A 19,571-nucleotide genomic window follows, 5' to 3' on the forward strand; every position below is an offset into this window, starting at 1 on the left:
TTTCACCATTCTAACGATAATCGCCCAATGCGCCGGCAGCGCGCTTGCGCAGGCTCGCTACCGGGTCTGTCTGCGGTTCTTTTCAGGCCCTACCTATGGTGTAATGCCGGCATGCAAGTGACCAGCCAGTTCAAGACCGTCGCGCTCGTCGGGCGCAACAATACGCCGGGCATCGGCGAGCCGCTGACCGAGCTCGCCTCGTGCATCGCGAGGCGCGGCTTCGAGGTCGTATTCGAAGCCGACACCGCCGCCGAAATCGGCGTCACCGACTATCCGGCGCTGCGTCCCGCCGAGATCGGCGCGCGCGCCGACGTTGCCGTGGTGCTAGGCGGCGACGGCACGATGCTAGGCATTGGGCGCCAGCTCGCGCCCTACCGCACGCCGCTGATCGGCATCAACCACGGCCGGCTCGGCTTCATTACGGATATTCCGATCTCCGACATGCGCGAGATCGTGCCGCAAATGCTCTCAGGCAACTTCGAGCGCGAAGAGCGCATGCTGCTCGAAGCGCGCATCATGCGCGACGGCACCCCGATCTATCACGCACTTGCCTTCAACGACGTGGTGGTCAACCGCAGCGGTTTCTCGGGGATGGCGGAACTGCACGTGTCGGTGGACGGGCGCTTCATGTACAACCAGCGCTCGGACGGCCTGATCGTCGCCACGCCAACGGGTTCGACCGCCTACGCGCTGTCCTCGCAGGGGCCGATCCTGCATCCGCAATTACAAGGCATCGTGCTGGTGCCGATCGCGCCGCATGCGTTGTCGAACCGGCCAATCGTGCTGCCGGACGACTCGAAGGTGAGCATCCAGATCGTCTCGGGCCGCGAAGTGAATGTCAATTTCGACATGCAGTCGTTCACCTCGCTGGAATTGGGCGACACGATCGAAGTGCGCCGCTCGCGCCATACGGTGCCGATGCTGCACCCGGTCGGTTACAGCCATTTTGCGACGCTGCGCAAGAAGCTGCACTGGAACGAATACCCGTCGCACGAAGAAGATATCAAGCCCTGAGCGGCCCGGAACGCCGGACCGCCGGACCGCCGGAATGCCGGGCCGCCGGAACACGAACGCCGCCGCTGCCGAACCCTGAATCTCAAGCTCACCAGACGACCTCCATGCTTCGCCACCTCTCGATACGCGACTTCGTCATCGTCGCCGCGCTCGACCTCGAATTCGACAGCGGCTTTACCGTTTTCTCAGGCGAAACAGGCGCCGGCAAGTCGATCCTGATCGACGCGCTGGCCCTCGCGCTCGGTGCCCGCGCCGATGCGAACGTGGTGCGCACCGGCGAGAGCCGCGCCGACATCACCGCGGAGTTCGAGACGCATGCGCAAGTCGAGCAATGGCTCGACGAGCAGGCGCTCGGCACGACCGCCGACGACGGCCATCACGGCGGCACCGTCATGCTGCGTCGCGTGGTGGACGCGAACGGCCGCTCTCGCGCGTTCATCAACGGCACGGCGGCGACGCTCGCGCAGTTGCGCGAAGTCGGCGAAATGCTGGTGGATATTCACGGACAGCATGCGCATCAGTTGCTGATGCGTCCGGACGCGCAGCGCGAGCTGTTCGACACCCATGCCGGCCTCACGGAAACCGCTGCAACCGTCACGCGTGCATGGCGGTCGTGGCGCGACAAGGTTCAGGCCATCGAGCACGCGAAAACGCGCGATCGCGAGCTGCAACTGGAGCGCGAGCGGCTCGCCTGGCAGCTCACCGAGCTGGACAAACTTTCGCCGCAACCGGGCGAATGGGAAGAGGTCAACGCTGAACACCGGCGCCTGTCGCACTCGGCCAATCTGATCGACGGCGTGCAAGGGGCGCTCGGCGCGCTGTCCGAATCTGATGAGGCGATGATCACGCATCTCGCCTCGATCGTGTCGAAAGTGCGCGACCTCGCCGAGATCGACCCGGCGCTGAACGATGTGCTGGCGGCGCTGGAACCGGCCGAGATCCAGTTGCAGGAAGCGGCCTATTCGCTCAGCCACTACGCGCAGAAGCTCGAACTGGACCCCGACCGGCTTGCCCAGGTCGAAAAGCGTCTCGACGCACTGCACTCGGCCGCACGCAAATTCCGCCTGCAACCCGAGACGCTGCCTGAAGAACACGAAGCGCGTCGTGCGCAACTTGCCGCGCTCGACGCCGCCGCCGATCTCGACAGCCTCCACGCGGCCGAAGCCAAAGCCAAAGAAGCCTTCCTCGCAGAAGCGAAAAAACTGTCGAAGGCGCGCGCCAAGGCCGGCAAGGCCCTGGGCGCAGCGGTGACCACCGGCATGCAGGAACTGTCGATGAAAGGCGGCAGCTTCGACGTGGCGCTGGTGCCGTTGCCAGAAGGTGGCGCGCACGGGCTCGAACAGGTCGAATTCCGTGTCGCCGGTCATGCCGGCGTGCCGCTGCGGCCGCTCGCAAAGGTTGCCTCAGGCGGGGAACTGGCGCGGATCAGTCTCGCTCTGGCGGTCATTGCGAGCGCCGCGAGCCCGACACCAACCCTGATCTTCGACGAAGTGGATACGGGAATCGGCGGCGGCGTCGCCGAAGTGGTTGGGCGGTTGCTGCATCAACTGGGGCAAGCGCGTCAGGTGCTGTGCGTCACCCACTTGCCGCAAGTCGCCGCGCGCGGCGACCATCATTTCCAGGTGGCGAAGTCGGGCAACGGCAAAGGCGGCACGGTGAGCAGCGTGACCTCGCTCGACCGCGCGAGCCGCGTCGAAGAAGTCGCGCGGATGCTCGGCGGACTGGAGATCACCGCCACCACCCGCAAGCACGCGAAGGAAATGCTGGCGGCCTAGGAACGCGGGTTGGAAATCATCGCGGAGCCTCAGCCAAACACCCGCTCCCACAGTCTCAGCACCGCTTCACGCTCGGTCACCACCAGCGCCGGATCGACCCGCGCCTTCTCCATCCCGTCCAGCCGCAGTTGGTGCTGCAACTTCCGGTAGGTCCGATAAGCCGCCCCGACCGTCTCCGCTTCCGCCTCGCTCATCAGGCCGAAGCGCGACACCTCACGCAGCAGCGCGATATTGCCGGTATTGCGGATCAGTTCGGGATCGCTCGCCGCATGCAGCAGCACCCAGTACTGCACGGTAAATTCGATATCGACCATGCCGCCGCGATCGTGCTTCAGGTCGAACAGCGCCGTATGGTTCGGATGCCCCGCCTCCACGCGCTCGCGCATCTCGACGATTTCCTTCGCGAGCGGTTCGGCCTCGCGCGGCGTGGTCAGCACCTGTTCGCGAATCTGCTCGAATTTCGCGCCGATTTCGGCGTCGCCCGCGCAGTAGCGCGCGCGGCTCAATGCCTGATGCTCCCACACCCACGCCGTGTTGGCGGCATCGCCTTCACGCAGTTGATAACGGCGGAACGCGTCCAGATCGGTGACGAGCAGGCCCGACTCGCCGTTTGGCCGTAGCCGCAAGTCGACATCGAACAAGGTGCCAGCGCCGGTCGCCGTCGTTAGCCAGGTGATGAGGCGGCGGGTATAGGTGGCATAGACGTCGGCGGCGGCATCGTCCGGATCGTCATAGAGGAAGATGACGTCGAGGTCGGACGCGTAGCCGAGCTCCTTGCCGCCCAGCTTGCCGTACGCGATCACCGCAAACTTCGGCACCTCGCGATGGCGTTTGGCCAATTGGTTCCAGACGGCTTCGAGCGTAACGTCGAGCACGGCGTCGGCGAGCTCGGACAGACGGTCGCTCACATGCTCGACGCTCAGCCTGCCGGCCAGATCGATCAGCAGGATGCGGAACACCTCGGCCTGGTGCGCGTGGCGCAGCAGGTCCATCTGTTGCTCGATGCCATCCGCCGCGGCCAGACGCAAGCGCAGCGTGCGCTTGAATTCAGGCCAGTCGAACGGACTGTCCATCGCCTCGTCGTCGAGGAGTTCGTCGAGCAATTGCGGGTGGCGGATCAGATAGCCGGCGGCCCAGCGCGAACCACCCAGCACCGACAGCACCCGATGCAGCGCCTGCGGATATTCCGTCAACAGCGCGAGGTACGCGCCGCGCCGGCTCACGGCTTCGAGCAGGTCGAAGAAACGCGCCACCGTATCGCCGCGCCGTTCGAGCGGCTCAAGGGTACGCGCGGCCTCCAGTGCACGCTGCGCGACGATATCGAAGCGCTGCCGGCTACGCTCGGCGAGCCCCGCGTAACGCGATGACTGCCATATCGCACGCAAGCGCGCCAGCAGCTCGTCCGGCTCGGACACACCCAGTTCAATCAGGCGCGCGCGAAGCGCGTCCTCAGCGCTGTCGTCGGCGAGCGCGCTGCTCCAGACCCACGCCGCCGCGCCGTCTTCCGGTGCGCCGCAGCCATCGCGACCGCTCACCTTGTCGGCGAAAATCTGGTCGAACTGCTGCTCGACGAACTCGCGATGCGCGTCGAGCTTGAGCATCAACGCGGCATAGTTGTCGCAACCCATTGCTTGCGCGAGCGCCACGCGCTCCTCAGGATCGACCGGCATCGCGTGAGTTTGCGCGTCGTTGCGGTATTGCAGGCGGTGCTCGAGTTCGCGCAGGAAGCGGTACGCCTGTGAAAGCTTCACACAGACCGAGGTATCGAGCAGCCCGTGCGTGGCCGCGTGCCGCAAGACAGCGAGCGTCGGACGCACCCGGAAGCCGGCATCCTGGCCGCCGCGGATTAGCTGAAATACCTGAGCGCTGAATTCGATTTCGCGGATGCCGCCGCGGCCCAGCTTGATGTCGTCGGCTTTGTCAGGGCGCATCGAGGCACGCCGCTGTGCTTCCTGGCGAATCTGCAAATGCAGCGCACGGATTGCGCTGATCACACCGAAGTCGAGATAACGCCGATAGACGAACGGCGTGACGATCGCGTCGAGCTGCTTCTGCAACCGCCGCGCAGCGTCGCTCGCGCCTTCGGACACGAGCCGGCCCTTGATCCACGCATAGCGCTCCCACTCGCGGCCCTGCACGTAGAAATACTCTTCGAGCATGCCGAGGCTGCACACGAGCGGCCCCGAATCGCCGTTCGGCCGCAAGCGCATATCGACGCGGAACACGTAACCGTCGGCGGTCACCTCGGCCAATGCGCCGATCAGGCGTTTACCCAGACGCGTAAAAAAGTCCTGCGTCGCGATCGGCGAACGCTGACCGCCCGCGGTCTCCCCGTCCTCTTCATAAATGAAGATCAGATCGATATCCGACGAAACATTCAGCTCACGCCCGCCCAGCTTGCCCATCCCGACCACGCCGAGCGCGAGCCGCTCGCCCTGCGGTCCGCGCGGTTCGCCGTAGAGCGTTTCGAGCTCGGCGGACACGACCGCGAGCGCGCGTTGGATTGTCGTCTCCGCCAGATCGGTCATCGCGCCGGTGACTTCGGCGACATCCGCCTCGCCCGCCAGGTCACGCTCCATCACGGCGCAAAATACCTCAGTGCGCAATTGGCGCAAGGCCCGTTTGAGTGCATCCTCACTCAACGGGCCGTCGCCCGCGCCGGCTGCCTCGGCACACAGCGCGTCAAAGCGCGCGTCGATCCGTTCGCGCGTGAGGGGTGCGGAGGCGAGCGCCACCACCTGCGCCACGATTTGCGGACGGGCCGCCGCGGCACGCGCCGCGTAATGTGAATAGCTGGAACTCAGGAGGGTTGCGTCAGTCATCAAGGGTCTGGCTCGCTCGTTGCTTTATCAGCGTTGTTCAGTTCGCCGCAGCACACGGGTCCCGCGGCCTCGCGCAGGTCGCGAGACGGCATGGAGAAAGGGTTTGCCGGAGGTCCGCCGACGCTTTCCCGTGTGTTACATTTCGTCGTTAATTCGCAAAACTACCATACGCCCACCCGCCGCAGCATGTCCGAGCGAAACGAATCCGCCGACCCGCACGAAACCAGGCAGGTCCGGCCCGCGAGCGGAAGCGCCCACATGGTGCTGCATCGGACGTCCCATGTGGTGCTGGCGCTCGCACTCGCCTTCTACTTTATCGCGGCGGGTCTGTTTCTCGGTTTGCGTTACGTACTGCTGCCGCGCGTCGACTCGTTCCGCCCGCGCATCGAAGCCACGGTTTCCGAGAAGCTGCACGCACAGTTCACCATCGGCAAGTTGGCGCCGCATTGGAGCGGCTTTCAGCCGGGCCTCGACGTCACCGATCTCGTCATCCGCGACCCGGAAGGCAAAGCGGCGCTGACCATTCCGCATGCCACCGCCGCGCTCTCGTGGAAGTCGCTCTGGCAGTTCCATCCCGCGCTTTCTAGCCTGATCGTCGATCAACCGGACGTGCTGGTGTCGCGCAGCAGCGACGGCGTGATCTCGGTGGCGGGCGTGCCAGTGCCCACCCGGCACAGCGGCAACGACACCCTGTCCACGTGGCTGTTGCGCCAGCAGGCAATCGTGGTGCGCGGCGGCGTGCTGCGCTGGCGCGATGCCCAGCATGACGCGCCGGAGCTTGCCCTGCGCGACATCCGGATCGCGATTCTCAACGACGGCTACGATCACCGCCTCGCGTTGCAAGCGCCCGCCGACGGCCATGTCCTGCACGGGCCGATCGACTTCCGTACGCATTTCAAACACGCCCGCCTCTCCGCGATCGGCAAGCCGGTCAACTGGGTCGGCCAGGTCTATATGTCGACCGGTCCGGTCGATCTGCCGACCCTCGCCCGCTACATCAACTTCCCGATCGAGATGTTCGCCGGCCGCATCGACAATGCGATCTGGGCTGACTTCGCCGATGGCCGCATGAAGTCGGCGAGCGGGCAGTTGGCCGGCACGGACGTCTCGATGCGGGTCCGCCCGACCCAGCCCAAGCTGGTGGTGCCGATCGCCAATTTCTCGTGGGGTCTCGACGTCGACCAGGGCGATTACACGCTGCAACTGAACCACTTGCGCGCCGAGCTCGGCCAACCGCCGCTCGACGACGGCACGCCGCTCACCCGCACCCTCGCGCTAACCACGCTGCACGGCCGCTACCGGACCGCCACGCTGCAGCATGGGCAACTCGTCAGCGTCAGCGGTGATCGCGTCGACCTGGGCATCCTCGCCGAATTCAGCCGCGCGCTGCCGTTGCCGCGCCCCCTGCTGAACAACCTGGTGCGCTTCAATCCCCGCGGCATGGTGTCGAACTATGTGATCGAAGTCGAACGCGGCAAACCGGAATCGGGCGAAGCGGGCAGCGACCACCGGCCAAGCGGCGCCGAGCCGATCGAGCGTTATCGTTTCAAGGGCGACCTGCAGGGCATCAGCGTCGCCGCGCAGGAACCGCCGCCGGGGCTCACCCCGCTGAATCACCCGCGCGCGGGCATTCCAGGTATTGAAAACCTGTGGGGCAGCGTCGACGCCGACGAAAAGCACGGCACGGCGACGCTCAACACCTCCAACGTCGCGATTACGCTGCCGGGCGTGTTCGACGACCCGCGCCTGACACTCGACCGCCTGCATGGCCAGGCAGACTGGACCATCACGCCGAAGGCGCCGGGCGAAAATCACCCCGCCTTCACCGTCAAGCTGGCCGACTTCGGCATCTCCAACGCGGACGCCAACGCCACCGCCACCGTCGATTACAGCAACCCGGGCCATGGGCGCGGCTCGCTCGACCTGAAGGCCGATTTTCAGCGCGCGCAGGTCACGCGCATCGTCCGCTATTTGCCGACCAGCATCAGCGAAAAGCTGCGCATCTACCTGGGCCATGGGCTGCAAGCCGGCGTCTCGCGCGGCGCAACGATCGAAATCCACGGCGATCTGACCAAATTCCCCTACTCGCGCGCGCCGGAGGCCGGGGTCTTCCATATCGTCGCGCCGTTCAAGGGTGGCAAGTTCGACCCTTCGCCGTACCCGCCGCGCAAGATGAAGAACGGCACGCCGAACGTGTGGCCGCCGCTGGATGGCATCGACGGCGTGTTCGAACTCAAAGAGAACGTGCTGCGCTTCGATATCGACCGCGCCCATTACAAGCGGGTGGCTTTAAACAAGGTGAACGGCAGGATCGACGATCTCGGCACCAAGGCGTCGAACCTCGTCATCGATGGCAACGGCCTTGGGCCGCTTGCCGACATGCTCGACTACGTCAACGAAAGCTCGCTTGGCATCATGTCCAAACATGCGACCGAGAAAGTGCGCGCCGAAGGGCCCGCCGCGCTGGCGCTCAAGCTGACCGTGCCGCGCACGCCGAAGCCGCATATCGCCGTGGAAGGCGCAGTGGGCTTCCAGAACAACCGTTTGACGGTCGATAACGTGCCGCCGTTGTCGCAACTGAACGGCAAGGTGCGCTTTACCGAACATACGGCGCAGGTCGACCGGCTCTCGGGCCAGTTCCTCGGCGGCGACGTGCACGCGAATGGCGGCCTGAAGCAGGACGGCACGTATGCACTCGACCTTGGCGGCCATATCGCCGTCGACGCGGCGCGCGGCCTGAATCTGCACGGTCCGGCCGCACAGGTGTTGACGCGCATGAGCGGCAGCGCGCCCTACGCGCTCAACGTGCGCGGCGCCAAGGGGCGGTTGCCGGAAGTCACGGCGAACTCCGATCTGACCGGCCTCGCGCTCGACTTCCCCGCGCCGTTCAACAAACCCGTCGGCACGCCAATGCCGCTGCACTTCGCGGTCAACCCCTTTACCAGCGCAAGCGAAGCCGGTCTGGAACGGGCCGACCTCACCTTCGGCCCGATCGCCGCCACCTACCTGCTGCGTTACCAGCCGAAAACGCCGCCGACGGTCGTGAGCGGTGCGATCGGCGTCAACAAGCCCGCCGACCTGCCGTCCGAGGGCGTGATCGCCGCAGTCGACGTCGAAGCATTCGATGCCGATGCCTGGCGCGCGCTCGTCACGCAGATGCGCAACAAGGACGCGCCCGCTGCCGCGCCAGCCACGCCGAATCCGACCCTCGCGCAATTCCTGCCGAGCCGCTTCGCGGTACACGTCGGCACGCTGACACTGCTCAAGCGGCACTGGGACAGCGTGATCGTCGGCGCTTCGCATGCGGACGGCAAATGGCAGGCCAACATCGCGTCGAACCAGGTGTCGGGCCACGTGTCCTGGCTGCCGGGCGCCAATAAGGAATCGCCGGGCACGCTGCAGGCGCGCTTTGCCCGTGTGGTGATCCCCTCCGCCACGGATAAAGACCTGCTCGGCCAGGCCATTTCGGCGCCGGCGCAGAACATGCCGTCGATCGATCTGGTGGTCAATGAGTTGATCGTGCGCGATCGCGACATAGGCCGGCTCGAAGTGGACGCGCACAACTTCGAAGAAGACGGTGTGCCGGTCTGGCAACTCGACAAGCTGGACATCACCAACCCCGCCGCCACGCTGACCGCGACCGCGAACTGGCGCACGTCGACGGGCCTCGGCAACACCGCGGACGAAGCGACGCCGCGCCGTACGGTGTTCGATTTCAAACTCGACATCAAGGACGCCGGCGCGCTGCTGGAGCGCTTCGGCCAGCCGCGCACGCTCAAGGCCGGCAGCGGCTCCCTCTCGGGCAAGGTGGTGTGGCGCGGCGGCCCGACTACCATCGACTACCCGACGCTCAACGGCAATCTGGCCGTCGATCTGCGCCATGGGCAGATTCTCAAGGTCGATCCGGGCGTCGCGAAACTGCTGGGCGTGCTCAGCCTGCAAAGCCTCGCGCGCTTCGCCACGCTCAATTTCCGCGACGTGATCGGCGAAGGGCTGCCGTTCGAGCACGTCACCGGCACGGGCGAAATCCACAATGGCATTGGCCGCACCGAGAACTTCGAGATGGTGACGGCGCCGGCGCGCGCCGAGATGAAGGGCTCGGTGGATCTGGCGCAGGAAACCCAGGATCTGCACGTGCAGATCGTGCCGACCGTCAGCGCCGGCGCCGCCGTGATCGCCGCGACCGTGATCAATCCGCTGCTCGGGCTGGGTGCGCTGGTGGCCGATCTGGCGTTCAGCAAATCGGTCTCCACCGCGTTTGCACGCGAGTACGCGATCACCGGTCCGTGGTCGAAACCGCACATCGAGCGGGTGAAGAGCGATCGCGGTAAGATGGACGCTCCGGCTTCGACCGTGGAAGCGCACTGAGCCCGATCCGATCCTTGGTCTGATCGGAAGAGCGCCGTGCCGCGCCGCAGTCCTCAGCCAGCCTTGAACGACGTATGCGGCGCCAACGGTTCGCGCCGCCGCCTTGCCGGGAGTTTTCCGAAACGCTCATGAGCGAAACACACGTCTCTTCATCCTCGTCCACCGCTTCGTCCACTGCCGCGCCCAGCGCGGCGTCCAGCGGATCTTTCGAAAGCGTGTTCCGCGTGGCCGCGCTGCAAATGGTGAGCGCGCCGGATCGCGAACGCAATCTGGCCGAAGCGGAGCGCCTGATCGCTGAAGCCGCCGCCGACGGCGCGCAACTTGTCCTGCTGCCCGAGTACTTCTGCTTCATGGGCTTCAAGGACACGGACAAGCTCGCCGTGCGCGAGCCCTACCAGGACGGCCCGATCCAGCGCTTTCTCGCGGACGCCGCGCGCCGCCATAAGGTATGGGTGATCGGCGGCACCTTGCCGTTGATGTCGCAGGAACCGGCGCGCGTGCTGAACACTACGCTGGTGTTCGACCCGCAAGGCAACGAGGCCGCGCGCTACGACAAGATCCACCTGTTCAACTTTGAAAAGGGCGAAGAATCGTTCGACGAGGCGCGCACCATCTGCCCCGGCGGCGAAGTCCGCACCTTCGAGGCGCCGTTCGGGCGGATCGGCCTGTCGGTCTGCTACGATTTGCGCTTTCCGGAGCTGTACCGGCGCATGGGCGACTGCGCGCTTATCGTGGTGCCGTCGGCGTTCACTTACACCACCGGTCGCGCGCACTGGGAGATGCTGCTGCGCGCCCGGGCGGTCGAAAACCAGTGTTACGTGCTGGCTGCCGCGCAAGGCGGCAAACATGAAAACGGCCGCCGGACATGGGGCCACAGCATGCTGATCGACCCGTGGGGCGAAGTCGTCGCGGTGCGCGACGAAGGCGCCGGCGTGGTGACCGGCAACCTCGAGCGTGCGCGCATCGACGAAGTGCGGCAGAGCCTGCCCGCCTGGCGTCACCGCGTGCTGAGCTGCTGACGTATTACCTGACATTGAAAGTGCGGCGCCCGTCACTCATATAGTGATGCAAGCGCTAACCGAATCCTTCGTATCGAGCAGAACATACTTCGCATGAACATCATCGAACCCGGTATCCGTAATCTCGCCACCGCCAAGGACATCCTCCTGACGCCCTACGGTCTCGACGAATCCCTGCTCACCCGCACGCTCGCCGAAATCTTCACGCACAAAATCGATTACGCCGACCTGTACTTCCAGTACACGCGCAGCGAAGCGTGGAGTCTCGAAGAAGGCATCGTGAAGTCGGGCAGCTTCAGCATCGACCAGGGTGTCGGCGTGCGCGCCGTGGCGGGCGATCGCACGGCCTTCGCGTATTCGGACGACCTGTCGCCCGAGGCAATCCGTCAGGCGGCGCTCGCCACCCGTTCGATTGCCAAGGCGGGCGGCGGCAAGCAGAAGATCAAGGTGGCCTCGTCGCTGACCGGCATTGCCGGGCGCGATCTGTACCTGCCGTCCGATCCGCTGCATTCGCTCGACGCGACCGCCAAGGTCAAACTGCTCGAGCGCATCGAACAGATGGCGCGCGGCCGCGATCCGCGCATCCAGCAAGTGATGGCAGGCCTCGCCGGTGAATACGACGTGGTGCTGGTCGCGCGCAGCGACGGCGGCTTTGCGGCCGATATCCGTCCGCTCGTGCGCGTGTCGGTCACGGTGATCGCCGAGCAGAACGGCCGCCGCGAAATCGGCAGCGGCGGCGGCGGTGGCCGCTTCGACTACGGCTATTTCACGGACGAAGTGCTGTCGGGTTATGTCGACGACGCCGTGCATGCGGCGCTCGTGAACCTCGACGCCCGCCCGGCTCCGGCCGGCGCGATGACTGTCGTGCTCGGACCGGGCTGGCCCGGCGTGCTGCTGCACGAAGCGATCGGCCACGGCCTCGAAGGCGACTTCAACCGCAAGGGGTCCTCGGCGTTCGCGGGTCGGATCGGCGAGCAGGTTGCGGCCAAGGGCGTGACTGTGGTCGACGACGGCACACTGCCGAACCGCCGCGGCTCGCTGAACATCGACGACGAAGGCAATCCGACCCAGTGCACGACGCTGATCGAAGACGGCATCCTGAAGGGTTACATCCAGGACACGTTGAACGCCCGGCTGATGAAGATGCCGGTCACCGGCAATGCGCGCCGCGAATCGTATGCCGCGCTGCCGATGCCGCGCATGACCAACACGTACATGCTCAACGGCGACAAAGACCCGCAGGAAATCATCGCGTCCGTGAAGAACGGTTTGTATGCGGTGAACTTCGGCGGCGGCCAGGTCGACATCACGAACGGCAAGTTCGTGTTCTCGGCCTCCGAGGCCTACATGATCGAAAACGGCAAGGTCACCTACCCGGTCAAGGGCGCGACGCTGATCGGCAGCGGGCCGGAATCGCTCAAATTCGTCAGCATGATCGGCAACGACATGAAGCTCGATTCGGGCGTCGGCGTGTGCGGCAAGGAAGGCCAGAGCGTGCCGGTGGGCGTCGGTCAGCCGACGCTACGTATCGACAAGATGACGGTCGGCGGTACAGCCTGATTTTGATGTAGACGCATACTTCGTGCATACAATGCGCGAAGTATGCGGATTTACCGCATTTTTGCACCCTGCAGCTTGTCAGCCGAGCCTGCACGGGTTATAAAGTCACTCACCCTTTTTGACCAGCGACGCAATTTCGCCATGTCCGCCAAGTTTTACTTTTACTTTTTTTGGCATCTCAGACCGCTGGCGGATCGAGAGGGGTGTTAGTGCACGCAAGACACCCAGAATTCACGAAAACCGCCAGCTAGCCTGGCGGTTTTTTTTCGCCTCACGCCTTTGAAACTTTTTGCCGTTGAAATCTTTTTGATTGTTGTTCGCCGTGGCATCGCTGCCTGATTGCCGTCTGATCGCAGCCTTCATTGCCCGCGCGAACACGCTACGACCGATTCAGGAGAATAAACATGCCCCCGCACAACACCGACGATGTCCGCATCCGCGAATTGAAAGAACTCACGCCGCCCGCTCACCTGATCCGCGAATTCGCCTGCGACGAAACGGTGTCCGACGTGATCTACAACTCGCGTAACGCGATGCATCGCATCCTGCACGGCATGGAAGACCGTCTGATCGTCATCATCGGACCGTGCTCGATTCACGATACGAAGGCGGCAATGGAATACGCCGGGCGTCTCGTCGAACAGCGCAAGCGCTTCGCCGGCGAACTCGAAATCGTGATGCGGGTGTACTTCGAAAAACCGCGTACGACGGTGGGCTGGAAGGGTCTCATCAACGACCCGCACATGGACAACAGCTTCAAGATCAACGACGGCCTGCGCACCGCGCGCGAATTGCTGCTGCGCATCAACGAACTCGGCCTGCCGGCCGGCACCGAATACCTCGACATGATCAGCCCGCAGTACATCGCCGATCTGATCTCGTGGGGCGCAATCGGCGCGCGCACGACCGAATCGCAAGTGCACCGCGAACTGGCTTCGGGCCTGTCGTGCCCGGTCGGCTTCAAGAACGGCACTGACGGCAACGTCAAGATCGCCGTCGACGCGATCAAGGCCGCGTCGCAGCCGCACCATTTCCTGTCGGTCACCAAGGGCGGCCACTCGGCGATCGTCTCGACCGCCGGCAATGAGGACTGCCACATCATCCTGCGCGGCGGCAAGACACCGAACTACGACGCGGACAGCGTCAATGCGGCATGCGCCGATATCGGCAAGGCAGGCCTCGCGGCGCGTCTGATGATCGATGCGAGCCATGCGAACAGCTCGAAGAAGCACGAGAACCAGATTCCGGTGTGCGCGGACATCGGCCGCCAGATTGCTTCGGGCGACGAACGGATTATCGGCGTGATGGTGGAATCGCATCTGATCGCGGGCCGCCAGGATCTGCAGGAAGGCTGCGCGCTGACCTACGGCCAGAGCATCACCGATGCGTGCATCGGTTGGGACGAAAGCGTCGCCGTGCTGGAAGGTCTCGCCGAAGCAGTCAAGCAACGGCGTGTGGCGCGCGGCAGCGGCAACTAAAAAGTCTCTGCGCGCCTCTGCGCGATCGCTGTAGTTGACTCAACGAAAACCCGGCTCATGCAGCCGGGCTTTCAACAAGAAGACCACCAAGTTCACCATCGATACCCTCGTCGAAATGATGAGCCGGATCGGCAAGCCGGTCACACTGGCTGTTGGGTAAGGTGCACGGCGCGCCCTCGCGTGCTTTCGCACTTCGCTTGCCGTGCGCCCTTGTTTCACTCCACCACGCCTGAACCGAACACTTCGGTGTGAATCCGCGCCGAATCCACGCCGAGCGAAGCCAACGCCTCGCATTGCGCGCGCATGAACGGCACCGGCCCGCAGATGTAGTAATCCGCATCGGGAACGATCACCTTGTCGGCGATTTTCGTGAGGTCGAGGCGGCCCTCGAAGTCGTAGTCGATACCAGCGCGATCGCACGCTTCAATGGCTTCGTAGAACACCGCACGCGTGACGTTGGGATGCGCTGCGACCGTATCGTTAAGCCACTGCCGGAACGCGTGCACGCGACCATTGCGGCAGGCATGCACAAAGGTCACGCTGCGCTCACTCTGGTCGGCAAGCAACGTGGACAGCATCGAAGTCATCGGGGTCACGCCCACGCCGCCACTCATCAGTACCACGGGTGTCGTCGTCTTGCGGTCCAGCGTGAAGTCGCCCGATGGTGCGCTGACATGCACCACCGCGCCCACTTCCACGCCGTCGTGCAGGAGGTTCGATACATGGCCGGGCGCCGTATCTTCGCGGCCGGCTTCGCGCTTCACCGAGATACGCAGCCACTTGCCGTTCGGCGCATCCGACAAACTGTACTGCCGCGGCTGATCGACGCCGAGTTCATCCACGAAACGCTTCACGCTCAGATATTGGCCAGGCTCGAAGCCGCAGGCCGGTGAGCCATCGGCGGGCGAAAGATAGAACGACGTGATTTCATCGCTCTCCACCTCCTTGCACGCAACCTTGAACGGCCGGAAGCCGCTCCACGCCGCACCTTTGTAAAGCTTGGCCTCTGTGCCGATGAAAATATCCGCGAGCTGCCCATAAGCGACTTCCCATGCGCCGAGCGTCTCCTGATCGACTGCGTCGCCGAGCACATCAACGATTGCGCCTAACAGATGGCGCCCCACGATCGGATACTGTTCCGGCCGGATATTCAGACTCACGTGCTTATGCGCGATGCGCGAGACGGTGGGACCCAGCGCGCCGAGGTTATCGATATTGGCGGCATATGCATATACCGCCTTCGCCAGCGTCTCCGGCTGATTGCCGCTCTTCTGGTGGGTCTGGTTGAACACGTTCTTCAACTCGGGATGGTGCGCGAACATGCGCTTGTAGAAGCGTTTGGTGATGGTCGTGCCGTGCACGGCAAGCACGGGAACGGTGGCTTTGACGCGGGCGATCTGGTCGGCGGTGAGTGCGGTCATAACGACTTCTCCTTAAAGATGCATTTACAATACATCTTTAAGGAGAAGTTTTGCCCCGGACAGATTGTCACAGGTGCTTAAAGGGACTGAAGCGCCGTGTTAGTCGGCGCTACGATCGTGCTGCCACAACACGTCGCTGCCACCGTCCACGCGATTGAGCACGCGTGCGAGCACGAACAGCAGGTCGGACAGCCGATTCACATACTGGCGCGGCGCCTCATTGACCGCCTCGCTTTCGCCGAGAGCGACGATCGACCGTTCGGCGCGCCGGCACACCGTGCGGCACACGTGCGCAAGTGCGGCCGCACGCGAACCGCCGGGCAGAATGAATTCCTTCAATGGCGGCAGGGTCGCGTTGTAGTCGGCCAGCCAGTCGTCGAGTTGGCCGAGATGCCTGTCGGTAATCATCGTGTGGCCGGGAATGCAGAGCTCACCGCCAAGATCGAACAGGTCGTGCTGTATCGCGACCAACGCCGCCCGCACCTTGTCGGGCAGCGTTTCGCACAGCAACACGCCGAGATTCGAATTGAGTTCATCGACGTCGCCGATTGCCGCAATGCGCGCGCTATCTTTGCGCACGCGCCGGCCGTCGCCGAGACCGGTGCTGCCGTCGTCGCCCGTACGGGTGGCGATCTTGCTCAAGCGGTTGCCCATGATGTCTCCCATGCATTCATTCAGTAACGATGCGTCTTCGCGGCGCCGGTGAATCCATCCGGTGAATCCGGTAAGCAAGCCACCAGGTTGGCCACCGGGTTATCCATATTGCGCGCATCGTGAGGTCGCCGCCATTATAGGAGCGGCAGCCGTCCGCAACGCCGGCCCGCGGGTGATCGGCGTAAAATGAAGCACAAGCTGTAGAACAGCTCCGCCCCAATATCAGGAGACATGCGTGAATCATCCCGTGCCGCCGGCCCCGCTACGCCGGCCGTTTCCCGCCGAGTTGCTGACTGCCCTCAAAGCCGTTTTCGGCGAACGCGTGTCCACTGCGGAAGCCGTGCGTACCCACCATGGCCGCGACGAATCGCCGTTCGATCCCCAACTGCCCGACGCCGTCGTATTCGCGCGCAATACGGAAGACGTGCAAACCATCGTCAGGCTGTGCGGCCAGTACAACGTCCCGATCATCCCTTACGGCAACGGTTCGTCGCTCGAAGGGCATCTGCTGGCGGTTCAAGGCGGCGTGTCGATCGACCTGTCGGAAATGAACCGGGTGTTGTCGATCAACGCCGAAGACCTGACCGTCACTGTCGAACCCGGTATTTCGCGCAAGCAGTTGAACGAAGCACTCCGCGACACCGGCCTGTTTTTCCCGATCGACCCGGGTGCTGACGCGAGCATCGGCGGTATGTCGGCCACGCGCGCCTCGGGAACCAACGCCGTGCGCTACGGCACGATGCGCGAAAACGTACTCGGGCTGACGGTGGTTCTCGCCGACGGCCGCGTGATCAAAACCGGCACACGCGCGCGCAAATCGTCGGCGGGTTACGACCTCACGCGCCTGTTCGTCGGCTCGGAAGGCACGCTCGGCGTGATTACCGAAATCACCGTTCGGCTGTATCCGCAACCGGAGGCGGTCTCGGCTGCGGTCTGCACGTTCCCGTCGATGGGCGATGCGGTGCGCGCGGTCATCGAAACGATTCAGATGGGGGTGCCGATTGCGCGCGTCGAGTTCGTCGACTCGCTTGCGATCCGCTCGATCAATCGCCATTCGAACCTGACGTTGCGTGAAGCGCCCACGCTCTTCTTCGAATTCCACGGCACCGAAGCCGGTGTGAAAGAGCAAGCCGAACTGGTGCAGGAGCTCGCCGCACAGAATGCCGGCGAAGGCTTCGAATGGGCAACCCGCCCGGAAGACCGCAGCCGCCTGTGGAACGCGCGCCACAACGCCTATTTCGCAATGCTGCAGCTGAAACCCGGCTGCCGCGCCGTCACGACCGATGTCTGCGTGCCGATCTCGCGCCTCGCGGAATGCGTGGTGGAAACTGAGCAGGATCTGAAGGCGTCGCCGCTGCCCTGCCCGATCGTCGGCCATGTCGGCGACGGCAACTTCCACGTCGCGATCCTGATCGATCCGAACAAGCCGGAAGAACTCGTCGAGGCCGAGCGCCTAAACCATCTCATCGTGCAACGCGCGCTACGCATGGACGGCACCTGCACGGGCGAGCACGGTGTCGGTCTGCACAAGATGAACTTCCTGCTCGAAGAACACGGTGAAGTCGCCGTCGACACGATGCGCTCCATCAAACACGCGCTCGATCCGCGGAATCTGATGAACCCGGGCAAGATCTTTTCCTGGGCGGCTTGAGAGATCGTCAACGCTCAAAGGTGCGGCAGCGGCAACGCCTACTGCCGCACAACCAGGCTTGACCGGGCACGTAGCGTGAAAGACACCAGGAGACAAGTCATATGAACGCACCCGTCGAACTGACGGCCGAAGTTCTCGCCCAGCGCCAGCGCGAAGTCGTGCAGGCGTTGATGGCCGTGCTGCCGAACCACTGTCTGCTGTATCGCGAAGAAGACACCGTCGCCTACGAGTGCGACGGCCTCGCCGCGTACAGGCGTCTGCCGCTCGCGGTCGCATTGCCCGAGACGGAATCGCAGGTCCAGCGCATCGTGCAGATCTGTCACCGGCTCGACGTGCCGATCGTGCCGCGCGGCGCGGGCACCGGTTTGTCCGGCGGGGCGATGCCGATTCGTCACGGCGTGGTGGTGTCGCTTGCGCGCTTCCGCAAGATCGTCGAAGTCGACTCCTATGCCCGGACCGCGACCGTGCAACCGGGGGTGCGCAATCTGTCGATTTCCGAAGCCGCCGCGCCCTACGGCCTTTACTACGCGCCCGATCCGTCGTCGCAGATCGCCTGCACGATCGGCGGCAACGTCTCCGAGAATTCGGGCGGCGTGCACTGCCTCAAGTACGGCCTCACCGTGCACAACGTGCTGCGTGTTCGCGCCGTGACGATGGAAGGCGACATCGTCGAATTCGGCTCGCTCGGGCCTGACGCGCCCGGGCTCGATCTGCTCGCGGTGCTGATCGGCAGTGAAGGCATGTTCGCGATCGTCACCGAAGTCACCGTCAAGCTGATCCCGAAGCCGCAAACTGCGCAGGTCATCATGGCCAGTTTCGACGACGTCGTGAAAGGCGGCAACGCGGTCGCCGGCATCATTGCAGCAGGCATCATTCCGGCCGGTTTGGAGATGATGGACAAACCGGCTACGCGCGCGGTCGAAGAATTCGTCAACGCGGGCTACGACCTCGACGCGGCGGCGATCCTGCTGTGCGAATCCGACGGCACGGCTGAAGAGGTCGCCGACGAAATCGTGCGCATGACCGCGGTGCTGCGCGAACAGGGTGCAACCCGCATCCAGATTTCGCGCTCGGAGAACGAACGGCTGCGCTTCTGGTCCGGGCGCAAGAACGCGTTTCCCGCAGCCGGCCGCATTTCGCCTGACTACTACTGCATGGACGGCACCGTGCCGCGCCGCAGTATCGGACCGCTGCTGGCGCGAATCGAAGTCATGGAGAAGAAATACGGTCTGCGCTGCATCAATGTATTCCATGCCGGCGACGGCAACATGCATCCGCTGATCCTGTTCAACGGCAACGATATGGACGAGTGGCACCGGGCCGAAGCCTTCGGTTGTGACATTCTCGAAACCTGCGTCGAACTGGGCGGAACGGTGACCGGCGAGCACGGCGTGGGCATCGAGAAAATCAATTCGATGTGCGTGCAGTTTTCGCCCGAAGAGCGCGATGCATTCCACGCGGTCAAACGCGCCTTCGACGCACCGGGCTTGCTCAATCCCGACAAGGGCATTCCCACCCGCGCGCGTTGCGCCGAGTACGGCAAGATGCACGTGCGCGGCGGCTTGCTGCCGCACCCGGACCTGCCGCGGTTTTAAGACGGCTGATGACGCTGCCGGCCCAAGGCGGGCCCGCAGCGTCACATGGCGCGGCCGCCGCCCGGCTCTGCCCCGCCTGTCCACATAGCGGGACTTCCACGCACAACCACCCCGTTACCCTGCACGCGCGCTCCCCGCCGACGCATCCACAAGTCCCAAGCCCCTAGCGCTTCCCCGCTCCCACCCTGATTACCCGATGCGGGTCCGCTCCGGG

The 19,571-nt window shown here is 64.4% G+C and carries 12 protein-coding genes and 1 pseudogene; 9 read left to right on the plus strand and 4 right to left on the minus strand.

Annotated elements, in window-relative coordinates; genetic code table 11:
* The first annotated feature begins 111 nt into the window (after nucleotides 1–111).
* On the plus strand, nucleotides 112–1,014 hold the full coding sequence (locus tag M0D67_RS07600; protein WP_266238393.1) for an NAD kinase: 903 nt from the start codon (nucleotides 112–114) through the stop codon (nucleotides 1,012–1,014).
* Nucleotides 1,015–1,118: 104 nt separating this feature from the next.
* Nucleotides 1,119–2,789: a DNA repair protein RecN gene (recN, locus tag M0D67_RS07605; protein WP_266238395.1), complete on the plus strand. Its 1,671-nt coding sequence runs from the start codon at nucleotides 1,119–1,121 to the stop codon at nucleotides 2,787–2,789.
* Between the two features lie 29 nt (nucleotides 2,790–2,818).
* Here recN and glnE read toward each other — a convergent pair whose 3' ends face one another.
* Nucleotides 2,819–5,611: a bifunctional [glutamate--ammonia ligase]-adenylyl-L-tyrosine phosphorylase/[glutamate--ammonia-ligase] adenylyltransferase gene (glnE, locus tag M0D67_RS07610; protein WP_171926323.1), complete on the minus strand. Its 2,793-nt coding sequence runs from the start codon at nucleotides 5,609–5,611 to the stop codon at nucleotides 2,819–2,821.
* A gap of 186 nt (nucleotides 5,612–5,797) precedes the next feature.
* Between glnE and M0D67_RS07615 the strand changes: the two genes are divergently transcribed.
* From M0D67_RS07615 to tldD, 3 genes are all read left to right on the plus strand, one after another.
* Nucleotides 5,798–9,979: a YhdP family protein gene (locus tag M0D67_RS07615; RefSeq protein WP_233468802.1), complete on the plus strand. Its 4,182-nt coding sequence runs from the start codon at nucleotides 5,798–5,800 to the stop codon at nucleotides 9,977–9,979.
* A gap of 128 nt (nucleotides 9,980–10,107) precedes the next feature.
* A complete protein-coding gene (locus M0D67_RS07620; RefSeq protein ID WP_171926321.1) occupies nucleotides 10,108–10,998 on the plus strand; it encodes a carbon-nitrogen hydrolase family protein in 891 nt (296 codons plus the stop codon).
* Nucleotides 10,999–11,091: 93 nt separating this feature from the next.
* Complete coding sequence (tldD, locus tag M0D67_RS07625) at nucleotides 11,092–12,558, plus strand: metalloprotease TldD (RefSeq protein WP_054037784.1); 1,467 nt, start codon at nucleotides 11,092–11,094, stop codon at nucleotides 12,556–12,558.
* 231 nt (nucleotides 12,559–12,789) lie between these two features.
* Here the strand turns inward: tldD and M0D67_RS07630 are convergent, their stop codons facing one another.
* Nucleotides 12,790–12,921: a hypothetical protein gene (locus M0D67_RS07630; protein ID WP_266238400.1), complete on the minus strand. Its 132-nt coding sequence runs from the start codon at nucleotides 12,919–12,921 to the stop codon at nucleotides 12,790–12,792.
* Nucleotides 12,922–12,962: 41 nt separating this feature from the next.
* Here M0D67_RS07630 and aroG point away from each other — a divergent pair, with 41 nt between their 5' ends.
* Both aroG and M0D67_RS07640 read left to right on the plus strand, forming a co-directional pair.
* The gene (gene aroG, locus M0D67_RS07635; protein ID WP_154565831.1) at nucleotides 12,963–14,036 is read left to right on the plus strand and encodes a 3-deoxy-7-phosphoheptulonate synthase AroG; all 1,074 of its coding nucleotides are present in this window, start codon (nucleotides 12,963–12,965) and stop codon (nucleotides 14,034–14,036) included.
* A gap of 73 nt (nucleotides 14,037–14,109) precedes the next feature.
* Nucleotides 14,110–14,196 (plus strand): annotated as a pseudogene (locus M0D67_RS07640) (XRE family transcriptional regulator); the annotation flags it as partial.
* A gap of 55 nt (nucleotides 14,197–14,251) precedes the next feature.
* On the opposite strand, the gene hmpA reads toward M0D67_RS07640, so the two are convergent.
* Nucleotides 14,252–15,457 carry an NO-inducible flavohemoprotein gene (gene hmpA, locus M0D67_RS07645; protein ID WP_171926320.1) on the minus strand — a complete coding sequence of 402 codons (1,206 nt, stop codon included), beginning with the start codon at nucleotides 15,455–15,457 and terminating at the stop codon, nucleotides 14,252–14,254.
* Between the two features lie 99 nt (nucleotides 15,458–15,556).
* A complete protein-coding gene (locus tag M0D67_RS07650; RefSeq protein ID WP_171926319.1) occupies nucleotides 15,557–16,111 on the minus strand; it encodes a cob(I)yrinic acid a,c-diamide adenosyltransferase in 555 nt (184 codons plus the stop codon).
* Nucleotides 16,112–16,346: 235 nt separating this feature from the next.
* Between M0D67_RS07650 and M0D67_RS07655 the strand changes: the two genes are divergently transcribed.
* Together M0D67_RS07655 and M0D67_RS07660 are read left to right on the plus strand one after the other, a co-directional pair.
* Entirely contained in the window at nucleotides 16,347–17,762 is a 1,416-nt protein-coding gene (locus tag M0D67_RS07655; RefSeq protein ID WP_266238403.1) for an FAD-linked oxidase C-terminal domain-containing protein, read from the plus strand.
* A gap of 101 nt (nucleotides 17,763–17,863) precedes the next feature.
* Complete coding sequence (locus M0D67_RS07660) at nucleotides 17,864–19,357, plus strand: FAD-linked oxidase C-terminal domain-containing protein (protein WP_154567784.1); 1,494 nt, start codon at nucleotides 17,864–17,866, stop codon at nucleotides 19,355–19,357.
* Nucleotides 19,358–19,571 lie beyond the last annotated feature (214 nt).

The organism is Paraburkholderia sp. SECH4 (genome assembly GCF_030511745.1).
GTDB lineage: Bacteria > Pseudomonadota > Gammaproteobacteria > Burkholderiales > Burkholderiaceae > Paraburkholderia > Paraburkholderia madseniana.